The following is an 18099-nucleotide window of genomic DNA, read 5'->3' as shown; positions in this document are numbered from 1 at the left end:
TCAAGTCCGGGACCACCGCACGCACCAACACCGGCCACGGGCATCTCGGCGAGATCGAACCGCCCCTGTCAGTCGAGGATTCTCGAGATGAACTGTGGACAGCGTGGCAGATCACTGTAAATCCATTGTTGTACAGCGTAACTCCAAGGATCGAGGCGGGCTGGGATTGCCGCGGGGCGAGCAGGAGATCCCGACAAGCGACGACGCGAGCCTGAGAGAACGGCCGCGGGTCGGACGGTGCACCCTGGTTGAGCTCAGCTGAGCACCCTCCGGCTGTCCAACCTGTTCACCACTCGCCTGACCACACCCGCCGAGCGCCGTATAGTCACGCCATGACCCCGAGCCTGGAAGTCAGCACCACCGACGGCGTCGTGCGGGGCCGCCGGCTCGGCGATCTGCTGGCCTGGCGCGGCATCCCGTACGCGGCCCCACCCGTCGGCCCACTACGCTTGCGGGCGCCGCAGCCGGTTCAGCCGTGGACCGGTACTCGCGACGCCATCGACTTCGGCAATGCCGCGCCGCAACACCGGGCGGGTACGGCACTGCGACCTGGGAAGTACCAGCCGACCTCCGAGGACTGTCTCACCCTCAACGTCCTCGCGCCCGCCGCAATGGCGAGCGCGCCACGGCCCGTCATGGTGTTCATCCACGGCGGCGCGTTCACAATCGGCACCACTGCCCTCGGCCTGTACCGCGGCGATCGCCTCGTGCGCCGCGGCGATGTCGTTTTCGTATCCCTGAACTATCGCCTCGGCTCGCTGGGCTACCTCGATTTCAGCGAGTTCTCCACCCCGGATAGGATATTCGAATCCAATCTCGGCCTGCGCGATCAGGTGGCGGCATTGCAGTGGGTACATCGCAACATCACCGCGTTCGGCGGCGATCCCGACAACATCACCCTGTTCGGCGAGTCGGCTGGCGGCACCTCCGTCACCACCCTCATGGCCACACCCGCCGCTCGCGGACTGTTCGCACGCGCGATCGCCGAGAGTCCCGCACCCGGACTCGTGAACGACGCTCAGCGGGCTACCCAGTGGGCTCGCGAGTTCGTTGCGTTGCTCGGCGCCGATCCGTCGGACGCCACCCGCGCCCTGCACGCGGCAACCCCTGCCGAACTCGGGAAGGCCGGGAATCGTTTGAGCGCAAAGGTTCTCGCCGAGACACCCGGGCTGCATCCGTTCGGGCCGGTGGTGGACGGCGACCTCCTGCCCACGCAGCCGGGCACCGCATTCGCCACCGGTACCGCCCACCGGGTGCCGCTGATCATCGGCACCAATGCGCGCGAGGGGACACTGTTCCCCAAAGTGCTCGACGGACTGCCGACCAACGCGAAGCGCATCGACACGATGTTCGAACTCACCGACCCGGACTCGCGGGCTCGGGTGATCGCCGCATACCCCGGCTATCCCGGCCCGCTCGCCGCGGTCGACCTCGGCGGCGACCTCACCTTCTGGAAGCCGTCGGTCGAGATCGCCGACGCGCACGCCGCGCACGCCCCCACTTACAGCTACCGGTTCGATTTCACACCGCGACTGATGCACTGGCTCGGACTGGGTGCGACCCACGGGTTCGAGATGTTCGCGGTGTTCGGGTACGGCAACTCCCCGGTTGGTCGCGCACTGACTGGCCCCGGCGGCAGGCGCGGGCTCCGGTTCGTCACCGAACGGATGCAGGAGAACTGGATCAACTTCGCCCGCAACGGGGTTCCGACACCGTCATGGCCTCGGTACGATCCTGAGCACCGTCGCACCCTGATCTTCGACAAGCCCACTCGTGTCGAACGCGATCCGGGCCGGGAACGGCGACTCGCGTGGGCCGGATATCGCGGATACCTCGACGGGAACCCTGCCGAGCGCGAGCACCGGGCATGACTGGTGCCGACGTAGAGGTAACAGTCCAAGACGGCGTCGTTCGCGGACGGAAACTGTCGGATCTGCTGTCGTGGAAGGGAATTCCATACGCGGCGCCGCCGGTGGGACCGCTGCGACTGCGCGCCCCGGAACCGGCGCAGCCATGGACCTACGTCCGCGACGCCGGTGAGTTCGGCCCGCCTGCGCCACAACAGCGCCGGCGGGGCGACGAGAACTGTCTGACGCTCAACGTGCTACGTCCGGCCGCACCGAGCAAGACTGCCCGACCGGTGATGGTGTACATCCACGGCGGCGCCCACACCGCGGGGACGTCGGCGGATCCGCTCTACAGCGGCGCCGCACTGGTCCGTCGCGGCGACGTCGTCTTCGTCTCGATGAACTATCGGCTGGGCGCTCTCGGTTACCTCGACTTCTCCGAGTTCTCCACTCCCGAAATCCCTTTCGATACAAACCTCGGCCTACGCGATCAGGTCGCCGCACTGCAATGGGTGCAGCGGAACATTGGCGCGTTCGGCGGCGATCCATCCAACGTCACGCTGTTCGGGGAGTCGGCCGGCGCCGACGCGGTCCTGACGCTGATGTGCACCCCCGCAGCCGAGGGTCTGTTCGCCCGCGCCATCGCACAGAGCCCGCCGCCGGCCACGTCGAACGGACCGGAACTGGCCGCACGGTGGGCCCGCGAGTTCCTCGACATCGCGGGGGTGTCGCGGTCGGACGCCGCCACCTTCCTGGCCACGGCCCCACCTGAACTCCTCGTCCGCGCGGCCACCACGCTGAGCGCCCGCGGCGCCGACGAGGTGCCCGGCACCCGACCGTTCGCGCCGATCCAGGACGGCGACGTACTACCGGAGCATCCGCTGAATGCGTTCGAGGCGGGCGCCGAGCTCCGAGTGCCGCTGATCATCGGCACGAACGCGCAGGAGGGCCGGATCTTCCCCAGATTCCTCGACATCCTGCCCACGAACCGGACTCGGATCGAGAAGATGTTCGCCGACACCGATCCCGCGATCAAGGCCCGAGCGATCGGCGCGTACCCCGGATATCCGGGTCGACGCGCGGCCGCGGATCTCGGCGGAGACGTCGTGTTCTGGGAACCGTCGCTGCGATGCGCGCACGCGCACACCCGGCACAGCGACACCTACATGTACCGGTACGACTTCGCTCCGCGCCTGCTGCGGCTGACGGGGCTGGGCGCGACGCACGCGACCGAACTGTTCCCGGTGTTCGGCGCGCGCGGACTCACCGCCCGCACCCTGACCGCTCTCGGCGGCCGTCGCGGCATGCGCACTGTCTCCGACGCGATGCAGAGCCACTGGCTCAGCTTCGCCCGCGGTGGGCGCCCACTCGGGACGTGGCCGCGGTACTCCCTGGAGCGCCGGGACACGCTGATCATCGACGAGGTCTCCCGGGTGGAGTGCGATCCCCTCCGAGACCGCCGCGAGGCCTGGATCGGATACCGCCACCGGCACTGATTCCCCGGTGAGCTACGGTTGCAAGTTGCAACCAAGTCTCAGGCTGTGGGGGATCTCGATGTCCGTGCTCGATCGTCGCCTGGGCGGCGACGGATGGGTCGCCCAGCTGACCAGGTTCGCTCTGGTCGGCGGATCGAGCAATGTCCTGTACGCGTTGTCGTTCGTGGCGCTCGACGCATACGGCACCTTCGTCGCGAACGCGGTCGGGGTCGGCCTCAGCACGATGCTGGCCAACGAGTTGCATCGACGACGCACGTTCCGCGCTGCCGACCGGGTGCGCTGGTTCGTGGCGCAATGGGAGGGCGGCGCGCTGGCGCTGCTGGGGCTGGTCCTCAGTTCCCTGACCCTCACGGCCCTGCACTTCTTCTTCCCCGACACCACCGACGCCGTCGCGATAGCGCTGGTGATCGCGGTCAGCGCGCTCACCGGCGGCCTCCGGTTCCTCGCGCTGCGCGGCTGGGTGTTCGGACACCGCGAGCCGCTACTTCAGCAGTCGTGACATCCGCCGGTCGGCGAGGATCCTGCCGCTGGTCTGACATGTCGGGCAGTACTGGAACGATCTCTCCGCGTACGACACCTCCCGGACTGTGTCCCCGCACACCGGGCACGGCATCCCGGTCCGAGCATGGACGGTCATCCCGGCCCGCTTCTCGCCCTTGAGCCGGGCCGCCTCCTGCCCCACCAGGCGTTCGACGGCGTCGGACAGCTCGGCGCGCATCGCGTCGTACAGGCGGTCCACCTCGTCCGGCGACAACTTGGACGTCGTCGCGAAGGGCGACATCCGGGCAGCGTGCAGGATTTCGTCGGAGTACGCGTTCCCGACCCCGGCGAGCAGCGACTGGTCCACCAGCGCCGTCTTGATCCGGGCCGACCTTGTCGCGAGCACCTCGCCGAACTCCGCACGCGTCACCTCGAGCGCATCGGGGCCGAGGCGCGCAATTCCGGGCACCTGCTGCGGATCAGTCGCCACCCACACCGCGAGCCTTTTCCTGGTGCCGGCTTCGGTGAGGTCGAACGCCGGCGTCTCCCCGTCCGGTGTGAAGAAGTGCACGCGCAGCGCCAGCGGCCCCTTCCCCGGCTTGGGCGGTGCGGCGCTGGGGTTGTCGATCCAGCGCAGCCACCCGCCGCGCGAGAGATGCGTGATCAGCCACAGTCCGTCGCAGTCCATCGCGAGGTGCTTGCCGAACCGCCGCGCACCGGTGACGTCCCGGCCCTGCAGTGCGGTGATCGGTGGGTCGAACGTCTTGAGCACGCTCATCGCCGCGACGTCGACGCGTCCCACCACCGCACCCACGGCATGGGTGCGCAGAAACTGTGCCAGGGCCTCCACCTCGGGCAGTTCGGGCATGGAGCCAGCGTAATCGGTGGCGGCTTCGCCGCCCGTGCGCGGTTTCCGACCCTCTGGACTCGCTATCCACGCACGGGCGCGGAGCGCCTCACCAGGTAGGTGTCCATGATCCAGCCTTTGCGCTCACGCAACTCGGCACGCAGCCGGACGATCTCGTCCTCCACCTCGCGCAGGTTGCCGGAGATCAGGACCTCGTCGGGCAGGCCCAGGTACGCGCCCCACCAGATCTCTACGTCGTCACCGGCAAGATGCGTGAAGCTGCAATCCGCGTCGAGCATCACCACGGCCGTGCCGACGCCGTCGGGCAGGCCCTCGCGCAGCCGGCGGCCGGTGGTGACGTGGACGGGTTCACCGATCCGGTTGAGCACGATTCGGTGTTGTGCGGCCAGCGACTGAATGCTGGTGACGCCTGGGATCACCGAATACTCGAAGGAGACGTTGCCACGCCCGAGGACGCGTTCGACGATCCGCAGCGTGCTGTCGTACAGCGACGGATCGCCCCACACCAGGATCGCGCCGACGCCGTCCTCGGCTGTGAAGTGCTCCTCGAAGACCTGCGCACGACGGTCGTGCCAGTCGTCGACGACGCCGGTGTAATCCGACGGCGTCCGGTCCCGCGGCGGATCCACGATGTCCACGACGCGGTACTCGCGAAGCATGTGTTCGGCGAGGATTTCCGTCCGCAGATCGACCAATTCCTGCTTCTCGTCGCCCTTGCCGATGATGAAGAAGACATCGGCCCTGTTCATGGCCTTGACGGCCTGGATCGTCACCTGGTCGGGGTCGCCGGCACCGATGCCGATCACGAGAAGCTCACGCATGGCGCGAGGCTATCGTCCGTGCGCGGTTACGGAGTCTGCGGACCCACGATCCGCGCACGGGCGGCGAAGCCGCCTAGACTCGGGTCCGTGCACTCGCCCTACGAAGATCTCCTCCGCCTGGTCATGGACACCGGAATCGCCAAGGCAGATCGCACCGGAACGGGGACGCGCAGCGTCTTCGGCCACCAGATGCGCTGGGATCTCGCCGAGGGTTTCCCGCTGATCACCACAAAGAAGGTGCATCTCAAGTCCGTCGTGTACGAGCTGCTGTGGTTCTTGCGCGGCGAGTCCAACGTCAAATGGCTGCGGGAGCACGGCGTCACGATCTGGGACGAGTGGGCCGACACTGACGGCGAGCTGGGACCGGTCTACGGCGTGCAGTGGCGGTCGTGGCCCACGCCGTCGGGCGAGCACATCGACCAGATCACCAAGGTGATCGAAACGCTGAAGGCCAACCCGGATTCTCGACGGATCATCGTCTCTGCGTGGAACGTCGCCGACCTGGACGCCATGGCGCTGCAGCCGTGCCACGCCTTCTTCCAATTCTATGTAGCCGACGGCAAGCTCAGCTGCCAGCTGTACCAGCGCAGCGCCGACCTGTTCCTGGGCGTGCCGTTCAACATCGCCAGCTACGCGCTGCTCACACATATGGTGGCGCAGCAGACGGGGCTCGAGGTGGGCGACTTCATCTGGACCGGCGGCGACTGCCACATCTACGACAACCACGTCGATCAGGTCACCGAGCAGCTCTCCCGTGAGCCGCTCCCCTACCCGACGCTCGAGCTCAACAAGCGCGACTCGCTCTTCGACTACACCTTCGAGGACGTCGAGATCGTCGGCTACCAGCACCATCCGGCGATCAAGGCGCCGGTGGCGATCTGATGATCGGCCTGATCTGGGGCCAGACCATCGCGGGCGTGATCGGCCGGGACAACACCATCCCGTGGCGGATCCCCGAGGACATGGCGCACTTCAAGGACGCCACCATGGGTCACCCGGTGATCATGGGCCGGCGGACGTGGGACTCACTGCCACCGCGATTCCGCCCGCTCACCGGCCGACGCAACATCGTAGTCACCCGTCAGCCGGGATGGTCGGCTGACGGTGCCGAGCCCGCGGACGGGATCGAGGCGGCACTCGCGCTCGCCGGGAACACCGCCTGGGTCATCGGCGGAACCCAGATCTACACCGCGGCAATGCCTTTTGCCGATCTGCTGTCGGTCACCGAGATCGATGCCGAGATCGAAGGCGACGCCTACGCGCCGGCAGTTGGCGACGACTGGGTGGTCGGCGATGCCGACGACTGGCGAATCTCGGAGAAGTCTGGACTGCGCTACCGGTTCGTCAGCTACGTCCGACGCTGACCCTCCGGGTCGACGGTGGCCGACGGTGGCCCAACCGTTAGGCTGATAACCCGGTCATCTCCGGCGCAGTGGGTCATACTGCGGGAACATCGTCACTGTAGTCACCAGGAGTTGGCCCTTGATGGACAAGATGTCGCTGACAGCACTCGCCCGGCAGCAACTCAAGCTTGCGGCCGGAGCGTCGAGCGGGCGCAGTTCTCAGACCGTGTACGGCGGGCACCAGCGCAGCCTGCGTCAAACGGTGATCGCGCTGAGTGCGGGCAAGAGCCTCGCCGAGCACGATAGCCCCGGCGAAGCGACGCTGCTCGTACTCAGCGGAAAACTCGCCCTGATCAGCGGCGAGAACTCGTGGAAGGGGTCGACCGGCGACATGCTCATGATTCCGGCGACCCGGCACAGCGTCGAAGCCCTCGAGGACGTCGCCTTCCTGCTCACGGTCGCGAAGTAGCGCCCCTCCGTCAGCCGACACGCGCGTCGGCTGACGGAACGAACATGACGGCGGGCAGCCCGCCGACGAACTGGCGCAGCGCCTCCTCGTCGGCGGTGTCCACGTCACCCTCGGTGGTGATGAGGGACGCAATCAACCGGAAGGCCCATTCGGAGACGACCCGCGGGCTCACCGACGCAAGCTGTTCCGGCGTGAGCATCCGCTCGAAATGTGGCACGAGGAACTCGGCACCGACCTCGATGAAGGGCTTGGCGCGCACTGTGAACCACGGCACCACCACAGCCGGATCATCGCGAAGCCCCTTCTGCAGCAAGGCGTGCCGACGCGCGTAGCCGACCGCGAACACTACGCAGTCGACGAACCCGGCCTGCAGCTGATCGTGGCCCCGCAGCACCGGATCGAGGACCGCGAAGAACCGCGAGATCTCGCGCTGGAACAGTGCCTCGAAGATCGCGGATTGGTCCCCGACATACTTGTAGACCGTCGGGCGCGACAGTCCTGCCCGCTCGGCAATCACGGCGTGCAGTCGAGAGTTGTACCCGGACTCGACGAGGCAGTACTCGGCGGCGTCGAGTATCCGCTCACGCATCGCGACAGAACTTTGATCTTGCACAACGGCATCCACGGCGAACAGTGTAGTGACGACGAAGCGAAGCGAAACCCATTCACATTCTGCTGACAGATGTCGTCCACAATCGCATCCGCCATCGACCTCGACCTCGGATGCGCTGACGTTCTTGTGCGGCGCGGTCAGCCGGTAGCCCTCGCACCATCCGACACGTCACGCAGGATCTCGTCACCATGCTCGAAAGGAGCGAAGTGCCCACCGGGCACAAACCGCGCCGTGCACCGCGGGAGACTGTCGGCGAAGCGGCGCGCCAGGGCGACCGGAACCTTCGGATCGTCGGACCCGTGCCACAACGTGATCGGACCATCGATGTCCGCCGGATCGAATCCCCAGGGACGCAGATACTGCTGGAGGTCACCGGCAGTGGCGGCTCCGCCCTGACTGGAGGACTCCCGCACGTCGGCAAGGTAGGCTGCGCGGCTGGACTCACTGTCGAGCAGCGAGCGAAAGACCGCGCGGTCGCCCTCGGGAAGGGCACGCGCGACTCTCGACACGAGCGTCTCGGCGTCATCGGCGGACTGACGCGCCATCATCGACGCCGACAGTGCGCAGAGCCGCTGCAAAAGCCATGGCGCCCGGCGCGCGAGTCGCCAGTACAACGCGTCGCCTCGACTCGCGGGAGCCCACTTCTCCCGCGCACCGACCGGCGGCATTCCGCTCAGGATCGTCGTACTCGTCACCAGATCGCGGCGAGTCGCACTGAGCGCCAACGCCGGTCCCGCGCCCATCGACACACCGAGCACCGCAACTCTGTTCAGGTCGAGATGGTCGGCCAGTACGCACGCGTCCTCTGCCCAGTGCCTGAATCCGCCCGCCGGATGAGGTGACGACAGCCCGTAGTTCGGGCGGTCGACGGCGATGATCCGGACACCGTGACGATGCAGCAGTTCTGGCGGCAGCATCCAGCCGGCTGCCCACCGGGAGGATGCGAACCCGTGGACGACGAAGCAGGGCGCGCCGGCCGGATCGCCGAACACGGCGTACCCCATCTGCCGACCGTCCGGTAGTTCGAGGCTCATCGAGGTGTCGTTCATGCGGTCGCCTCTTCGTCGCGGGAGGGCCACGCCGCGACGGTCTCGATTGCCCAGTCCGCCCACGTGACCATCGCCTCGAGACGCAGGATCCCGGCCCTGAGGCCGAGCAGAGCAGCACGGTCGGCGGGCCGGGTGAGATCGAGGCTCCCCTCGAGCACCCGCATTCCGCGCAACCTCGCCCGGTGGTACTCGAGCTCGCCGGACAGGAACCCGCTCGCCTCGCACGGCTCGACAAGCCACAGCGCGAAGGAACGCAGCACCGTTTCGTTGCGCAGGGAGTGATCCGGGGCAGTGACGGTCAACCACTCACGGAGCTCGGCCAGGCCGTCCGCGGTGATCTCGTACGCCCGGCGACCTCGCGGCCCTTCCTCCTGCTCTCGGATCATCCCCTCGGCTGCAAGACGTTTCAGCTCGGGGTACACCTGAGTCGGTTTGGCGTGCCAGACGAACTTCAGCACGCCATCGAACTCCTGACCGATGTCGTAACCGCTGCGCGGCTCCCCGGCGATCAGAACAAGCAGAGCTTTCCGTAAGGACATAACTACAATATGACACTAAAATAATTGAATGTCACGGGTAGTGCTCATCCCCCGGGCGAAACCCGAGATGCATGAAATGGGAAGTCCGGCGCCGACCCCCTCCCCGAGGATCGACGCCGGACAGTCTGATGAAGTGCCGCTACGCGCACTCCGACGGATACATCGGGGCTCCACCGCGGGGCGTTACGCAAAAGCGACCGAACTACCTCATTTCCGGCGCCACCTATGCTTCGTCCATGGTGAACAGCGGTCACAGGGACTTCGAGAACCTCGAAGAATTGCTCGCAGATATCCGCAGCCGACTCCTGGACATCAAGGCGACGCCGGCGCAGCTGCGGGAACTCCTCGAGGCGGTACTCATGGTGGGGGCCGGCCTCGAACTGGACTCGATTCTCCAGCGGATCGTGCAGTCGGCGACAACGGTGCTCGGCGCCCGCTACGGCGCGCTGGGGGTGCGCGGGCCGGACGGCGGACTGTCGGAGTTCGTGTACGAGGGGATCACTCCCGAGGAACGGTCCCGTATGGGACACCTGCCGGAGGGTCGCGGCCTTCTCGGATTGCTGATGGAGCACCCGCGTCCGGTCCGCATCGCGCACCTCGGCGAACACCCCGCATCGGTGGGGTTCCCGCCCAATCACCCGCCGATGAACAGCTTCCTCGGTATGCCGATCATCGTGCGCGGCCACGTGTTCGGCAGCATCTATCTCACCGAGAAGCGCACGGGCCCGGAGTTCACCGACGCCGACGAGACGATCCTCGCGGCACTGGCCACGTCGGCGGGCGTGGCCATCGACAATGCCCACCTGTTCGAGGAGGCACGCACCCGGGAACGGTGGCTGACGGCCCTCGCATCGTTCAACGCCCGCCTGCTGTCCGGCGGGTCGATCGACGACGCACTCGAACTGCTCGTCACCCGCACCCGCGACCTGTGCAGCGCGAGCGGCGCGTACGTGGTCGTCCTCGATGGCGACCAAGCCGTGATCGAGGCCGCGGACACCGATAGTGGGCCCCGGCCGGGCGCCCGGATCGACCTGTCGGAGTCCGACCTGCCGGGTGTGGCGCTCGGGCGACGCCCGGCCTTGCTCACCGACCGCGACCGAGTCGACCCGTTCCGCACCTCTACCACCGTCCACCTGGCTGCGCTTCCGCTGTCCACGACGTCGGGCGTAGCGGGCCTGCTGGTGGTCACCCGAGACGAACGTCAAGCGGGGTGGACCACCGACGAGGTCACCCGCCTGGCATCCCTCGCCGATTCCGCCTCGCTCGCAGTCGAATTCGCCGATCAGCAGCAGCGACGGCGGCAGCTCGACCTGCTGGCGGACCGGGACCGCATCGCTCGGGACCTGCACGACAACGTGATCCAGCGTCTGTTCGCGACGGGGATGAGCCTGCAGAGCCTGCTGGCCGACGAGAAAGCCCTCACATCGGAGACGGTCTCTGCAACCATCACCGAATCCGTGTCACAGCTCGACCGCACGATCCGCGAAATCCGCACCACGATCTTCGATCTGCACACTGCTGGCGAGCAGGCCACCACGAGCCTGCGACGACGGCTGCTCGACACGATCGGCGATCTGACGACCCGGTCGTCGCTGGTCCCGAACGTTCAGTTCACCGGCGCCATCGATACTCTCGTGCCGGTGCGGATTCACCCGCACGCCGAGGCGGTGCTGCGGGAGGGACTCAGCAATGCGCTGCGGCACGCGCACGCGTCGACCATCGCGGTCGAGATCGATGCCGCGGACCACCTCACCATCCGCATCTGTGACGACGGCATCGGGGTCCCGGACAATCCGCGCCGCAGTGGCCTCGCCAACCTGGCACGCCGCGCCGAACAGTGCGGCGGCCACTGCACCATACTGCCGAGCGTCAGCTGCGGCACCGAGCTGACGTGGCGGGTGCCGCTGCGGTGAGGACGCAGTTGGTGCGCTCGAAGATCGTGGGCATGCACTTGTTGCAATGGGTGCAGAGTGACCTCGTGGCCGGATCCCTTCGCATGTGCAGCAACAAGTCCGGTTGGCGAAGCAGGGCCCGAGCCATCGCGACGAACTCGAACCCTTCGTCCATGGCGAGGTCCATTGTCTGTTTGTTGGTGATACCACCGAGCAGGATCAGCGGCATTGTCAGTTCGTGCCGGAACTGGCGTGCCAGGTCCAGGAGGTACGCCTCGCGATAGGGGTACTCGCGGAGAAATGCCCTGCCTCCCAGCTGGAGGCCCCACCTCAGCGGGGGCCGGAACACGCGGGCGAACTCGAAACGAGGGGCGTCGCCGTGAAAGTAGTACATGGGATTGAACAGCGAGCTGCCGACAGTCAATTCCAGGGCATCAAGTGCTCCGTCGTCCTCGAGCCAACGGCCGATCTGCAGGCTTTCCTCGATACGCAGACCACCGGCAATCCCGTCGTCCATGTTCAACTTGGCCGTGACTGCCAACCGGTCACCGACCTCCTCGCGGACTGCCTGCGCTATCTCCCTCGCCAGCCGTGCCCGGCCTGCAAGGCTGCCGCCATATTGGTCTCGGCGGCGGTTCAAAAGCGGGCTGAAGAAGGAGCTGACCAAGTAGTTGTGGCCGAAATGTAGTTCAACAGCATCGAATCCGGCGGCTTCGGCTAGTCGGGCCGCCTCGGCATGAGCGCGGACTACCGCACGAATCTCCGCGGTGTCCGGGCGTCGCGTCGTGCGCATACCCAGCGGACTGAACAGCTTCCCCGGCGCGAGCGCGGGCGCCCGATTGGAGGCCGCGTTGGCAACGGGGCCAGCGTGCCCGAGTTGCGCGCTGACAGCTGCGCCCTCTGCATGCACGGCATCGATCAGCCGCTTCAGCCCCGGCACGGCTTGGGGTCGCATCCAGATCTGATGCCGATCGGTCCGGCCACCGGGTGTGACCGCACAGTACGCGACGGTTGTCATGCCGACCCCACCAGCCGCCGGCGCACGGTGGTACTCGATCAGGTCGTCGGTGACGAGCGCGTCGGGCGTACGGCCTTCGAACGTGGCCGCCTTGATCACTCGGTTACGCAACGTGACCGGGCCGAGCTTCGCCGACGCGAACACGTCCTTCATCGTGCCTCCACCGGCGCGGACAGACCTGCCGCTACGAATGCTCGTAGTGTGGCGATCGCATGGGGCGATAGCACACGGTCGCCGGCAAGCGGATCACCGAACTGGCCCAGTAGGAGGTCGAAGGCGAACATCCATCGTGCCTGCGCCTCACGGATCGACAACCCAGGCACCCGACTCTGCAGCATTTCGGCCCATGGTTCGAGGCTGAACCATGTTGCCGCCCAAACGACCTCCCGGCGACCGAGCACCAGCCGAGCAAGCAGGTGAAGATAGAGGCGGCCCGCCGGATCGGCCGACAGCGCGATCAGTGGTTCTATCACCGCATCTACGCACTCGGGCACATCGCCGCTCCGCCCGGAGAGGGCTTCCAACGACGGGGTCCACACCGGACCGAGACGCGCCTCCAACAGTGCAGCAACAAGGCTCTCCTTCGTTCCGAAGTGATAGTGCACTGCAGCCGGGTTGACTCCGGCCGCCGAACACACCGCCCGAATCGACACCCTTTCGTAGCCCGTTTCGAGGAGTAGGCGCTCCGCTGCCAGCAGAAGCCGCTCACGTGTGTCTGTCGCCACGTCGTTCATACATGCAGTAGAACACGTTTCAATCGTCGATTCAATCAATGATTGAATCGAGCCGGAGTCAGGCCCAACGCAAGTGACCGGACAAGGCGAGGATGTCATCGGCACGCCGAATCCGACCGCAACACGCACCGCCGGACCGACACGGCGGATGCGTGGACCTCTCGGTGCTCACGCTCGCGGAACGCAACGCGCCTCACGCCCACTCCGGGTGACGAGGGCTCAACGATCATCACCCAGGACGCAACCGAACGCGGGGACCAACCCGGTTTCTCGAGACCTCGGCGGTGTCGCCGGGCACAGCCCGGATGATCCTGCCGACTAGCCCCGCCGACCGTTCCGCAACTCCGTCGCAAGGACGGCGGCCTGGGTGCGGCGCTGCATACCGAGCTTGGCGAGCAGCCGCGAGACGTAGTTCTTGATGGTCTTCTCTGCCAGAAACAGCCGCTGCGCAATCTCCCGGTTGGTCAGGCCCTGTCCGATCAGGTCGAACACCGCCCGCTCCTGCTCAGACAGTTCGGCGAGCGGGTCAGTGTCGCGCTCGGAGCGGATCCGTTGCATCAGCACGGCCGTGGCGCGACTGTCGAGCAGTGAACCACCGGCGCCGACCGTCCGGACCGCGGAGACGAGGTCGGTGCCGAGGATCTGCTTGAGCACGAAGCCAGACGCACCGGCCATGACAGCGTCGAACAGCGCTTCATCGTCGGCATAGGACGTGAGCATCAGGCAACGCAATTCCGGCAGCAGGGCCCGCAGGTCGCGGCACAGTTCGACGCCGTTGCCGTCGGGAAGCCGCACGTCGAGGACCGCGACATCGGCGCCGCTACCCGGAAGGCGGGCCAGGGCCTCCCCCACCGACGCGGCCTCGCCGACCACCGTGAGATCCGGCGCGCTGCCGAGCAGATCCACCAGCCCGCGCCGAACGATCTCGTGATCATCGACGAGAAAGACCCGTGTCATTGGTGCACCTCCGTAGCTGTCAGGAAAACGCTACCGCGCCGGTCGCATCCCGGCGGTCGCGGACCCTCGCGCTCCGTGGAATCAACTGCGGGCACCCCGCTCGACGGAAGTACTGACCCCGCGCACGACACGAGCGGGCGCAACCTGGATCCACACGCGTCGTCCGTCGGGTCTCGTGAACAACTCGTCGAGGACATGAGCAGGACTTTTTCACCCCTTGCAGTTTTGTCGACTGATCGTATACAACTAGTACACACGACGATCGTGATCGGCTTCACAGGCCGAGAACTGTTGGGATAAACGAAGGCTCGGTGGCTGCGCCAACAACCACCGAGCCGGGCAGCACCACCGCGCACCGTGAACGCGCCTACTGGGAGGTAGGCGCCGGGCGCGTATCTCGTCACGAACCGACGATTCGACCAGGAGTCGACCATGGCAACTGCCAACACTGAATCTACCAACCGCAGACCACACACGAGTTTGCCCGTCATAGCAGGCTCGAGCCTCGCCGGAACAGCAGTCGAGTGGTACGACTTCTTCCTGTATGGCACGGCGGCTGCGCTCGTCTTCAACAAACTCTTCTTCCCCTCGGAAGATCCCCTGGTCGGCACGATGCTGGCGTTCGCCACATACGCCGTCGGCTTCATTGCCCGACCACTCGGCGCAGCCGTTCTGGGCCACTACGGCGACGTCAAGGGGCGCCGCGCCACCCTTATCGCCAGCCTGATGCTGATGGGTGTGTCGACCTTCCTCATCGCTTTCCTTCCCAGCTACGCATCGATCGGAGTGGCGGCGCCACTCATCCTGGTGTTCCTACGCCTCGTACAGGGATTCGCACTCGGCGGCGAATGGGGCGGAGCGGTTCTGCTCGTATCCGAACACGGCGATTCCAAGCGACGCGCATTCTGGTCGGCCTGGCCGAACCTTGGTCCACCACTCGGAAATCTCTTGGCTGCAGGGGCATTGGCCATTCTCGGTGCCACCCTGTCCGAAGAAGCATTCCTGTCATGGGGATGGCGCATCGCCTTCGCACTGTCGGCTCTCCTCGTTGTGATCGGACTTGTCCTGCGCCTCTACGTCGCTGAGACCCCACTGTTCGAGCAAGCGAAGCAGTCGGCTCCCGCGCGCGACCAGGGAATGCCACTGAGCGCTGCGATACGCGGGCACTGGAGACAGATCCTCCTCGCCGCGTGCACTCGGTTCGGAGAGAACGCCGGCTTCTACATATTCTCGCTCTTTGTCATCACCTACATCACGCAGATCCTCGACCTGGACCGGAGTACCGGGCTCAACGCCGTGATGATCGGCATGGTCGTAGCGTTGATCGCGATCCCACTGTTCGCGGTGCTCGCCGACAGGATCGGCAGGCGACCGATCTACATCGGCGCCTCCACGGCGACAATTGTCTGGGCGTTCGCATTCTTCGCGCTGCTCGATACGACGAACACCTTCGCTATCGTGCTCGCCGTGTCGGTCGGTCTGCTGATCTTCGCCGCGTACAGTTCGGTCATCGGCGCCTTCTTCTCCGAGCTGTTCCCCACGGAGGTCCGCTACTCCGGCGTCTCCCTGGCGTACAACCTGGCCTCGGTCCTGGCCGGCTCGTTGGCACCGATCATTGCGATCGCGCTGTACAACCGATTCGGCACTGGGTACGCGATCGGCGTCTACCTTGCGCTGATGGGCCTGATCTCCCTGGTGGCATCGCTGCTCACGACGGAGACACAGTCCGTCGACCTCGCGGCAGTGGGTGCCCGCGAAACCTCATGCACGCCGGAACAGCCGGCTGCAGTCATTTCCTGAATCCTTATAGGGGGCAAGTCATGTCGACACCTAGGACTAGCGGAGCGACCGCACCTGAACTGGCATACGAATGGTTGAAGAAGACCATCATCACCTTGCCCCGCGACGAAGAAATGTTCCTGTCCGAAGCGCAAGTCGCGGCGTCTTCGGGCATCTCACGGACACCCGTTCGTGAGGCACTGATGCGATTGGAGGCCGAAGGTTTCATCCGGAGGGTCCCGCACAAGGGCGCATACATCCCCGCCCTGTCCGACAGTGACGTCGAGGCAGTCATGCAAGCGAGACGGGTTGTCGAGGAGTGGTCGGTCAATGAGGTCGCACCTGATCCCGGCCTAGTTCCCGACAGGCTCCGTACGCTACTCGAGAAGCAGGAAAACGACGTCGACCCAGTTGATTTCATCGCACATGACCTCGAGTTCCATACGACGATCCTCCGGGCGGCCTGCAACCCGCTGATGAACGATTTCTACAGTTCACTCCGCGATCGCCAGATGCGAATGGGTGTGCGCATCGTGATGGCGGACGAAACCCGCAAGAAGCAGGTCCTCATCGAACACAGCGCCATCGCGGATGCGATCGCCGCAAAGGATGCCGAGGCCGCGGTACGAGCCGTACGCGAGCACCTCGAAACCACACTGCGATCGATGAAGGCACCGAACCTGTAATACCGCAAAGGAACACCATGAAGATCGCACTGGCACAGGTCGCCAGCCCCGATTCCGAAAGTCCAGCCCACCGCCTCGAGAGAGTACGGACGCTACTCACCGACATCACTGAACCGGTCGATCTGATCGTTCTCCCTGAACTGTGGGGAATCGGATACGGCCACTTCGCGGACTACCGCTCCGCCGGCGAATCGCTCCACGGGCCCACCGTCCAGACACTCTCGAAGATTGCGGCGGAGCGACACTGCTACGTCCATGCTGGCACGATCGTAGAACGATCCGATGGAGACCGGCTCCGCAACACGGCGGTGCTGATCGGGCCGAATGGTCGGATCATCCACCACTACAGCAAGATTCACGTCTTCGGCTATGAATCACTCGAGGCGAAGCTGCTCGAGCCGGGGAAGCAGATCCATACCACCGAAACACCGTTCGGCCCCATGGCCGCTACCACCTGCTACGACCTGCGCTTCCCCGGTCTATGGACGGAACTGGTCCGCATCGGAGCAAAGATCGTTGTGGTTCCCGCAGCGTGGCCAGCCGCCCGCCGTGAACATTGGCAGCTGTTGACCTCGGCACGTGCCGTCGACAACCAGGTGTTCGTGATCGCGTGCAACGCGACGGGCACTCACAACGCGGTCGAGTTCGGGGGACACAGCCGGATCGTGGACCCCTGGGGGACTGTCATCGCCGAGGCCGGCACCGCCGAAGGCATCACGATCGCCGATATCGACCCAGGATCGGTCGACCGTATCCGCACCGAGTTTCCGGTCTTGCGCGACCGGCTCGACGACTACAGCATTCTCGATCACGGAAGGGTCTCCCTATGACCGGCTCCGCCACCGCAGCGGCACTCACCTTCGGCCTGCTGGACTCGACCGAGACGATTCGGTTGGCCGCCGCGCGCGCGATCGTTGCTGGATACACCGGGCGTGACGAGGTCGCCGTACAACACCACATCGACGAACTCGCCGCGATCGGTGTGGCACCACCCGAGCAGGTTCCGATGTTCTATTCGATCGAGGCGGTGACGGTGACCACCGCGCCGAACACACCGGTCGCGGGTTCGTACACGTCCGGGGAGATCGAACCGGTAGTCCTCCGATACTGCGGGCGCTACTTCCTCGGTGTCGGTTCGGACCACACGGACCGGCAGCTCGAAACCGTCGACATCGCAGACTCCAAGCGCGCGTGCCCCAAGCCGCTCGGTACCACCGTCGTCGAGATCGACGACTGGGCCGACTTCGACTGGGATGCGTGCCGAGCGCGCAGCTGGGTGGACGGCAAGCTTTACCAGGACGGCACGCTCGTCAATCTACGGACCCCGCAGAACCTGCTGCGAATCCTGACCGATCGCCTCGGCGACTCCGGCGAAGATCTCATTTGTTTCGCCGGGACACTCCCTCTACTCGACGGCGAATTCACGCCCGGCAACAGCTGGGACCTCGAACTCACGCTGCCCGACGGCCGCACCCTCACCCACTCGTACACCACCGGAGGACACTGAT

19 protein-coding genes are annotated in these 18099 nt (G+C 66.0%); 11 read left to right on the top strand and 8 right to left on the bottom strand.

What is annotated here, in order from left to right; genetic code table 11:
• Window positions 1–332 precede the first annotated feature (332 nt).
• The 3 genes from ERC79_RS17295 to ERC79_RS17285 are packed head-to-tail and all read left to right on the top strand — an operon-like array spanning window position 333 to window position 3842.
• On the top strand, window positions 333–1871 hold the full coding sequence (locus ERC79_RS17295; RefSeq protein WP_131579659.1) for a carboxylesterase/lipase family protein: 1539 nt from the start codon (window positions 333–335) through the stop codon (window positions 1869–1871).
• Window positions 1868–3343 (top strand): carboxylesterase/lipase family protein, encoded by a 1476-nt coding sequence (locus ERC79_RS17290; protein ID WP_131579658.1) that lies wholly within the window; start codon window positions 1868–1870, stop codon window positions 3341–3343. Before ERC79_RS17295 ends, ERC79_RS17290 begins: the two co-directional genes overlap by 4 nt.
• A 58-nt stretch (window positions 3344–3401) precedes the next feature.
• A complete protein-coding gene (locus ERC79_RS17285; protein ID WP_131579657.1) occupies window positions 3402–3842 on the top strand; it encodes a GtrA family protein in 441 nt (146 codons plus the stop codon).
• On the opposite strand, the gene ERC79_RS17280 is transcribed toward ERC79_RS17285, so the two are convergent.
• Window positions 3825–4691 (bottom strand): DNA-formamidopyrimidine glycosylase family protein, encoded by an 867-nt coding sequence (locus tag ERC79_RS17280; protein WP_131579656.1) that lies wholly within the window; start codon window positions 4689–4691, stop codon window positions 3825–3827. The two genes, ERC79_RS17285 and ERC79_RS17280, sit on opposite strands and share 18 nt — an antisense overlap.
• Window positions 4692–4753: 62 nt before the next feature.
• Window positions 4754–5512, bottom strand: coding sequence for a precorrin-6A synthase (deacetylating) (gene cobF, locus ERC79_RS17275; protein WP_131579655.1), 759 nt, complete (start codon window positions 5510–5512; stop codon window positions 4754–4756).
• Between the two features lie 123 nt (window positions 5513–5635).
• Here cobF and ERC79_RS17270 point away from each other — a divergent pair, with 123 nt between their 5' ends.
• From ERC79_RS17270 to ERC79_RS17260, 3 genes are all read left to right on the top strand, one after another.
• On the top strand, window positions 5636–6394 hold the full coding sequence (locus tag ERC79_RS17270; protein ID WP_242676904.1) for a thymidylate synthase: 759 nt from the start codon (window positions 5636–5638) through the stop codon (window positions 6392–6394).
• Window positions 6394–6876, top strand: a complete 483-nt coding sequence (locus ERC79_RS17265) for a dihydrofolate reductase (protein ID WP_131579654.1) — start codon at window positions 6394–6396, stop codon at window positions 6874–6876. The genes ERC79_RS17270 and ERC79_RS17265 overlap by 1 nt, the downstream gene beginning before the upstream one ends.
• Window positions 6877–6997: 121 nt before the next feature.
• Entirely contained in the window at window positions 6998–7324 is a 327-nt protein-coding gene (locus tag ERC79_RS17260; protein ID WP_131579653.1) for a cupin domain-containing protein, read from the top strand.
• 10 nt (window positions 7325–7334) lie between these two features.
• On the opposite strand, the gene ERC79_RS17255 is transcribed toward ERC79_RS17260, so the two are convergent.
• From ERC79_RS17255 to ERC79_RS17245, 3 genes are all read right to left on the bottom strand, one after another.
• A complete protein-coding gene (locus ERC79_RS17255; RefSeq protein ID WP_131581261.1) occupies window positions 7335–7913 on the bottom strand; it encodes a TetR/AcrR family transcriptional regulator in 579 nt (192 codons plus the stop codon).
• A 161-nt stretch (window positions 7914–8074) separates the two neighbouring features.
• Entirely contained in the window at window positions 8075–8986 is a 912-nt protein-coding gene (locus ERC79_RS17250; protein WP_131579652.1) for an alpha/beta hydrolase, read from the bottom strand.
• The gene (locus ERC79_RS17245) at window positions 8983–9525 is read right to left on the bottom strand and encodes a PadR family transcriptional regulator (RefSeq protein WP_131579651.1); all 543 of its coding nucleotides are present in this window, start codon (window positions 9523–9525) and stop codon (window positions 8983–8985) included. Before ERC79_RS17245 ends, ERC79_RS17250 begins: the two co-directional genes overlap by 4 nt.
• Before the next feature lie 236 nt (window positions 9526–9761).
• Here ERC79_RS17245 and ERC79_RS17240 point away from each other — a divergent pair, with 236 nt between their 5' ends.
• Window positions 9762–11438: a GAF domain-containing protein gene (locus ERC79_RS17240; protein WP_131579650.1), complete on the top strand. Its 1677-nt coding sequence runs from the start codon at window positions 9762–9764 to the stop codon at window positions 11436–11438.
• Here the strand turns inward: ERC79_RS17240 and ERC79_RS17235 are convergent.
• The 3 genes from ERC79_RS17235 to ERC79_RS17225 all read right to left on the bottom strand — a co-directional run bounded on the left by ERC79_RS17235 (window position 11395) and on the right by ERC79_RS17225 (window position 14126).
• The gene (locus tag ERC79_RS17235) at window positions 11395–12588 is read right to left on the bottom strand and encodes an NADH:flavin oxidoreductase (RefSeq protein WP_131579649.1); all 1194 of its coding nucleotides are present in this window, start codon (window positions 12586–12588) and stop codon (window positions 11395–11397) included. The genes ERC79_RS17240 and ERC79_RS17235 overlap by 44 nt on opposite strands.
• Window positions 12585–13169 carry a TetR/AcrR family transcriptional regulator gene (locus tag ERC79_RS17230; RefSeq protein ID WP_131579648.1) on the bottom strand — a complete coding sequence of 195 codons (585 nt, stop codon included), beginning with the start codon at window positions 13167–13169 and terminating at the stop codon, window positions 12585–12587. The genes ERC79_RS17235 and ERC79_RS17230 overlap by 4 nt, the downstream gene beginning before the upstream one ends.
• Window positions 13170–13487: 318 nt before the next feature.
• On the bottom strand, window positions 13488–14126 hold the full coding sequence (locus tag ERC79_RS17225; protein WP_131579647.1) for a response regulator transcription factor: 639 nt from the start codon (window positions 14124–14126) through the stop codon (window positions 13488–13490).
• A 432-nt stretch (window positions 14127–14558) separates the two neighbouring features.
• Between ERC79_RS17225 and ERC79_RS17220 the strand changes: the two genes are divergently transcribed.
• Genes ERC79_RS17220 through ERC79_RS17205 form a run of 4 tightly spaced genes read left to right on the top strand, consistent with a single transcriptional unit; the run spans window position 14559 to window position 18098 of the window.
• Window positions 14559–15926: an MFS transporter gene (locus ERC79_RS17220; protein WP_131579646.1), complete on the top strand. Its 1368-nt coding sequence runs from the start codon at window positions 14559–14561 to the stop codon at window positions 15924–15926.
• Window positions 15890–16591: a GntR family transcriptional regulator gene (locus ERC79_RS17215; RefSeq protein ID WP_242676613.1), complete on the top strand. Its 702-nt coding sequence runs from the start codon at window positions 15890–15892 to the stop codon at window positions 16589–16591. Before ERC79_RS17220 ends, ERC79_RS17215 begins: the two co-directional genes overlap by 37 nt.
• A gap of 17 nt (window positions 16592–16608) precedes the next feature.
• Window positions 16609–17421: a carbon-nitrogen family hydrolase gene (locus tag ERC79_RS17210; RefSeq protein ID WP_131579645.1), complete on the top strand. Its 813-nt coding sequence runs from the start codon at window positions 16609–16611 to the stop codon at window positions 17419–17421.
• A complete protein-coding gene (locus ERC79_RS17205) occupies window positions 17418–18098 on the top strand; it encodes a DUF2848 family protein (RefSeq protein ID WP_131579644.1) in 681 nt (226 codons plus the stop codon). Before ERC79_RS17210 ends, ERC79_RS17205 begins: the two co-directional genes overlap by 4 nt.
• Window position 18099: the final 1 nt, after the last annotated feature.

Source organism: Rhodococcus sp. ABRD24 (genome assembly GCF_004328705.1).
GTDB lineage: Bacteria > Actinomycetota > Actinomycetes > Mycobacteriales > Mycobacteriaceae > Prescottella.
Note: the sequence above shows the minus strand (reverse complement) of the source record. Positions and strands in the feature narration are given on the sequence as shown.